The organism is Halomonas sp. (assembly GCF_041689495.1).
In the GTDB taxonomy this organism is placed as follows: Bacteria; Pseudomonadota; Gammaproteobacteria; order Pseudomonadales; family Halomonadaceae; genus Halomonas.
Window position 1 is genome coordinate 1 of the sequence record NZ_JBDNGD010000289.1, and the last position, 5,875, is coordinate 5,875.

5 protein-coding genes and 2 pseudogenes are annotated in these 5,875 nt (G+C 65.7%); all 7 read left to right on the forward strand.

Annotated features, from left to right (window positions below):
- A pseudogene (locus ACESMD_RS09785) lies at positions 1-227 on the forward strand (C4-dicarboxylate ABC transporter substrate-binding protein); the annotation flags it as partial.
- Between the two features lie 56 nt (positions 228-283).
- A complete protein-coding gene (locus ACESMD_RS09790) occupies positions 284-886 on the forward strand; it encodes a TRAP transporter small permease (protein ID WP_372612677.1) in 603 nt (200 codons plus the stop codon).
- On the forward strand, positions 883-2,157 hold the full coding sequence (locus ACESMD_RS09795) for a TRAP transporter large permease (RefSeq protein ID WP_372612679.1): 1,275 nt from the start codon (positions 883-885) through the stop codon (positions 2,155-2,157). The genes ACESMD_RS09790 and ACESMD_RS09795 overlap by 4 nt, the downstream gene beginning before the upstream one ends.
- Positions 2,158-2,227: 70 nt before the next feature.
- Complete coding sequence (locus ACESMD_RS09800) at positions 2,228-3,688, forward strand: aldehyde dehydrogenase family protein (RefSeq protein WP_372612681.1); 1,461 nt, start codon at positions 2,228-2,230, stop codon at positions 3,686-3,688.
- 36 nt (positions 3,689-3,724) lie between these two features.
- Positions 3,725-4,603, forward strand: a complete 879-nt coding sequence (locus ACESMD_RS09805) for an NAD(P)-dependent oxidoreductase (RefSeq protein ID WP_372612683.1) — start codon at positions 3,725-3,727, stop codon at positions 4,601-4,603.
- A 30-nt stretch (positions 4,604-4,633) separates the two neighbouring features.
- Entirely contained in the window at positions 4,634-5,548 is a 915-nt protein-coding gene (locus ACESMD_RS09810) for a DMT family transporter (RefSeq protein WP_372612685.1), read from the forward strand.
- Between the two features lie 12 nt (positions 5,549-5,560).
- Positions 5,561-5,875, forward strand: a pseudogene (locus ACESMD_RS09815) (D-galactonate dehydratase); the annotation flags it as partial.

Here is a 5,875-nt window from a genome sequence, read left to right on the forward strand (position 1 = left end):
AACGCGACTGGTTCGAACAGGCTGCCGAGGCCGCCGCCGAGGCCACCCGGGCCGAGGTGACGCGTCTCGAGCAGGAAGGTGTCGCCCTGCTGCGCGAGAAGGGCATGACCGTCAACACCGACGTCGACACCGCGCCCTTCCAGGCGGCCGTCGAACCCGCCTACGAGATCTACACCGATGAGTACGGCAGCGAGATGCTGGACCGTATTCGTGCCAGCGACTGCTGATCCCCACTCGACCTCCGGCGTGATCGCCGGAGGTTTTTTTCCACAAGGTGATCCCTATGCTGTCCTGGTTTCTTCGCCTGGAAAGCCTGCTGACCCGGCTGGCGCTGGCGATCTCGGTGGCGATGCTGATCGTCTCCGTCTCGCTGGGTTTCTATCAGGTCCTGACGCGCTTCATCTTCAATGCCCCCTCGACCTGGTCGGAAGTGATCTCGCGTTCCACCATGATCTGGTGTGTGTTCATGGGGGCGGCTGCCACCTTCCGTGGCGGCTACATGATGGCCGTGGAACTGGTCTACAAGCTGGTGCCGCGTCGAACGCTGCTGGCCCTCGAGATGGCCATCGGCGCCTGCTGTCTGCTGGTCCTCGGCGTTCTGCTGTTCTATGGCATCCAGATGACGCTGCGAGTGCGCAGCCAGATGCTCTCGGGCCTGGGAATGTCCATCGCCTGGTCCTATGCGGCGATTCCCACCGGGAGTGCCTTCGCCATGGTGGCGGTGATCGCCCGATTGATTTCCCAGAGTCTGGGGCTAGAGAAACTGGGCCCCGAGAACAGCAATCTGGCCCCCGAGGTGGACGCCGATGTGGTGCAGCAGGCGCGCTCCACCCTGGCCGAGGGGGGAGCCAGCCACGGCTCGGTGAAGGGAGGTGATCGTCCATGAACCTCGTCATCGGCCTGTCGCTCATCATTCTCTTTGCGTTCGGCGTTCCCATCGCCATCTCGATCATTCTGGCCTCGATCATCGGTATCGAATTCTTCTCGCGGCTGCCTCTGCTGATGGTTCCGCAGCAGGTCTTCGTGGGCATCGACCACTTCCCCTTGATGGCCATTCCCTTCTTTATTCTGGCGGGTAATCTGATGGCCGCCGGAGGGATCTCCCGTCGCCTGGTCGACCTGGCCAAGTCCATCGTCGGCGGTGTCCAGGGCGGCCTGGCCATGAGCTGCGTACTGACTTGCATGATGTTTGCCGCGGTCTCCGGCTCCAGCGTGGCCACGACCTTCGCCATCGGTGCCATCCTGATTCCGGCCATGGTACGCCATGGCTATCCCACGCCGCTGGCGGCCTCGATCCAGGCATCCTCCGCCGAGCTGGGCGTGCTGATTCCGCCGTCCATTCCGCTGATCCTCTATGGGGTCAGCACCGACACTTCCATCGGCCAGCTGTTCATTGCCGGCATCGGCCCCGGGGTCTTGATCGGTAGTGCCTTGCTGCTGTTTCTCTATGTCTTCTGCAAGTTGCGCGGTTATGGCCTCCAGGATCGCGAGGATCGCAGCCGTTTTACCGTGGCCTTCAAGCGCGCCTGGGCGGCGATCCTCATGCCGGTGGTGGTGATCGGCGGCATCTACGGCGGCATCTTCACGCCCACCGAGGCCTCGGCGGTGGCAGTCTTCTATGCCCTGGCCGTAGGGGGGCTGCTCTATCGGGAGCTGAGCCTCGCCGATCTCTGGCCGATCCTGCGCCAGAGCGTGATCTCCACGGCGGCAGTGATGCTGATCATCGCCGCGGCAGCCCTGTTCAGCTTCCTGATCAGCCGTTCGGGACTGCCGGGCGAGATCGCCGCCTGGGTGACCCGGGTGTTCGATAGCCCCTGGGCCTTCCTGCTGGCCGTCAATGGGTTGCTGCTGGTGGTCGGGATGTTCATCGAGACCTCGGCGGCGATCCTGGTGCTGGCGCCGATCCTGACGCCGATCGCCATCCAGTTCGGCATCCAGCCGGTGCATTTCGGGCTGATCATGGTGGTCAACCTCGCCCTGGGCATGATCACCCCGCCGCTGGGCGTGAACCTTTTCGCCGTCTGTGCGGTGGCCAAGATTTCCATCGACGAGATGCTGCCCTGGCTGGTGCGCTTCGTGCTGGTGGTGCTGGTCTGCCTCATGGCGATCACCTATATGCCCTGGATCTCACTGGGGCTGGTCGACCTGCTGTATTGAATCGACGTCCGCCGCCACTCAGTCTCTGCGGTGGTGGCGGCGATCACAACAACGACAAGGAGTCCAAGACGTGCAGCCCTTACCCGAGATGCCCTCGCACTACGCCCTCATCGGCGGGGACCGGGTCGCCACCCGCGCGACCCTGGATGTGGAGGCGCCGTCACACGGCGAGACGATCTCGCGGATCGCCCGCTGCCAGGCGGAAGAGGTCGACCAGGCCGTCGAGGCGGCACGACGTGCCTTTTCCGGCAGCCTGGGCGACTGGTCGAGATGGACGGCGCGTCGCCGCAGCGAGTGGCTGCTGGGCTTCGCGGCCGCCATCGAGGCCGACCATGAACGGTTGTCGGCTCTGGAGTGCGTCGACACCGGCAAGCCGATGACCCAGGCACGCGGCGACATCGCCGCCTGCGCACGCTATTTCCGCTTCTATGGCGGTGCGGCGGACAAGCTGCACGGCGAGACCCTGCCCTTCGACAACGACTTTGCGGTGATGACCCTGCGCGAGCCCTTCGGGGTCTGCGCCCAGATCATTCCCTGGAACTATCCCGCCCAGATCTTCGGCCGCTGTGTCGCCGCGGCCCTGGCGGCCGGCAACAGCGTGGTGCTCAAGCCCGCCGAAGATGCCTGCTTGAGCGTCCAGCACCTGGCCGAGCTGGCCCTGGAGAACGGGTTGCCCGAGGGCGTCCTGAACGTCGTGCCCGGTCTGGGTCGTGAGGCCGGCGCGGCCCTGGCGGCACACCCGCATATCGATCACCTTTCCTTCACCGGTTCGCCCGAGACGGGCACTCTGGTCGCCCAGGCCGCCGCCGTCCATCATGTGCCCATCACCATGGAGCTGGGTGGGAAGTCGCCGCAGGTCGTCTTCGCCGACGCGGACATGGAGGCGGCTCTCGAGATGGTGGTTCGCGGCATCATCCAGAATGCCGGCCAGACCTGCTCGGCCGGCAGCCGCCTGCTGGTCCAGCGGGACTGTGCCGATACGCTGCTGGGCCGATTGGCCGAGCGCTTCTCGGCGCTGCGCTGTGATGCCGGTGAGGCGGACACCGACTGCGGCCCGCTGATCAATGCGCGACAGAAGGCCAGGCTCGAGGAACGACTGGAGGCCGCTCGTGCCGATGGCATTCGCACTCTGGCACGAGGTCGGCTGGCCGACAGTGCGCCGGAAGGCGGACACTTCGTGGTGCCGCGGATCCTGAGCGAGATTCCCGCCGGCCATGAGGTGCTGCGCGAGGAGTTGTTCGGGCCGGTACTGGCGGTGCAGGTCTTCGACGATGAGGCCGAGGCGCTGGCGCTGGCCAATGCCACCGACTTCGGGTTATGCGCCGGCATCTGGACCCGTGACGGCGGTCGGCAGCTGCGCCTCGCCAAGGGCATCCGCAGCGGCCAGGTCTTCGTCAACAACTATGGAGCCGCTGGTGGCATCGAACTGCCGTTCGGGGGCGTCGGTCGCTCCGGCCATGGTCGTGAAAAGGGCTTCGAGGGCCTGAGAAGCTATACCCGAATCAAGACGGTCGCCATCCGCCACGGCTGAGACCGTCATCATCGCCCCCCTTTCTGGAGCAAGCTGATGAGTCATTCCTTTCGTGTCGGCATGGTAGGCGTAGGCCTGATGGGCCATGGCATCGCCCGCAATATTCTAAAGGCCGGCCACCGGCTGTGTTTCCTCGACCATCCCGGCAATCAGTCGGTGGATGACCTGTTGGCTGCCGGGGCGGTGGCGAAGGCGTCGGGGCGCGAGGTGGCCGAGGATGCCGAGGTGGTGCTCCTCTGTGTGACCGGCTCCCCCCAGGTGGAGGCGGTACTCTTCCAGCCAGAGGGTGTCCTGGCGGGGCTGAACCCGGGTAGCCTCGTGATCGATTGTTCCACGGCCCTGCCCAGTTCCACCGAGCGAGTCGCTCAACGTGTTGTCGAGGCGGGTGGGCGCTTCATGGATGCGGCCATGACCCGCACGCCGAAGGAGGCCGAGGAAGGGCGCCTCAACCTGATCGTCGGCGCGTCGGCGGACCTGTTCGCCGAGGTGAAGCCCCTGCTCGAGGGCTTCGCCGAGAACATCGCCCATGCCGGGGGCGTCGGCGCCGGTCATACCCTGAAGTTGCTGCACAACTACGTATCCCTGGGTTTCTCGGCGGTACTCGCCGAGGCCACGGCGGCGTCGCGCCGCGCCGGCATCGACGACACGGCCCTGCTGGAGGTCCTCGGCAAGGGCGGCGGGGCGGGCGTGATCCTCGAACGCCTGAGGCCCTACATCGAGGCCGGTGACCCTTCCGGCTTCCGTTTCAGCGTGGCCAATGCCAGCAAGGATATCGGCTATTACCACGCCATGACCGACGAGCTCGGCGTAGCGCGTGGCGTGGCCACGGGGGTCCGCGACCTCTATGCCGCCATCGACGATCAGGGGCTGTCCGTACCGGAGGTCATCGGTGTCCTGGAGAGGGACAGACACTGACATGATCAGTCACCCTGACGGGAGAGGCTCGTGAGCGCCTTCCGCTCGCTTTCCCATCGCCAGCAGGGCCTGCTGCTGACCGGCGGCGGGGCGCTGATCATGTCGCCGGACGCCCTGCTGATCAAGGTTGCCGCCCTGCCGGACGCCGAGATCCTGATGTGGCGGGGCCTGCTGTCTGCCCTGGGTTTCTTCCTGATCGTGCTGGTCCGCCATGGAGTGCGCACCCTGCAGGCCTATCGACGCTGCGGCTGGACGGGTATCGCGGTCGCCCTGCTCTTCAGCCTGACCACCTGTGGCTTCGTGCTGGGCAACCAGTACACCCGGGGCGGCAATGTGCTGATGATCCTGGCGGGGGCGCCGCTGATCGCCGCCCTGCTCTCACGGATCATCCTGGGTGAGCGGCTGCCGCGACGCACCTGGATAGCCATCGTGCTCTGCATGCTGGGTATCGGGATGATCGTGATCGACGATGCCGGGGTGGGCTCCTGGGTGGGCAACGGGTTCGCCCTCATGGCGGCCACTACCCTGGCCCTTAACTTCACGCTCTGCCGCCGACGACCCGGCGTGGACATGAGTCCGATGCTCGTCTTCAACGGGCTCATCGTGGGCGGTGGTGCTGCCCTGGTGCTGCTGCTAGGCGGTGGCGGGATCGAGATGCCACCCCTCGATCGCTGGCTGCTGGTGGTCCTGCTGTGCCTGTTTATCGTCCCGGCCGGAGTGACGCTGCTGCAGCGGGGACCGCTCTACCTGCCGGCGGCGGAAGTGGGGCTCCTGCTGCTGCTCGAGGTGGTCGTCGGCACCCTTTGGCTGTGGTGGATCCTGGCCGAGCGACCCACTACGCTGGGTTTCATCGGAGGCGGCCTGGTCATTGGCACCCTGGTTATCAAGGGGCTCCATGAACGACGCTTGGAACAGCGACTGCGCTCGGCGGTCGGCATCGACTAATCGGGAGAGACTATGAAGATCACGCGTTTGAAGACCTGGCAGGTACCCCCTCGCTGGCTCTTCCTGAAGATCGAGACCGACAAGGGTGTCTTCGGTTGGGGAGAGCCGGTCATCGAGGGGCGCGCCGCCACCGTGGAGGCTGCGGTCCATGAGTTTGCCGACATGCTGGTCGGTGAGGATCCCCATCGTATCGAGCACCTCTGGAACCGCATGTATCGTGGCGGCTTCTACCGTGGTGGTCCGATCCTCATGAGTGCCATCGCCGGGATCGATCAGGCCCTCTGGGACCTCAAGGGACGCGATCTGGGGGTTCCCGTGCATCAGCTG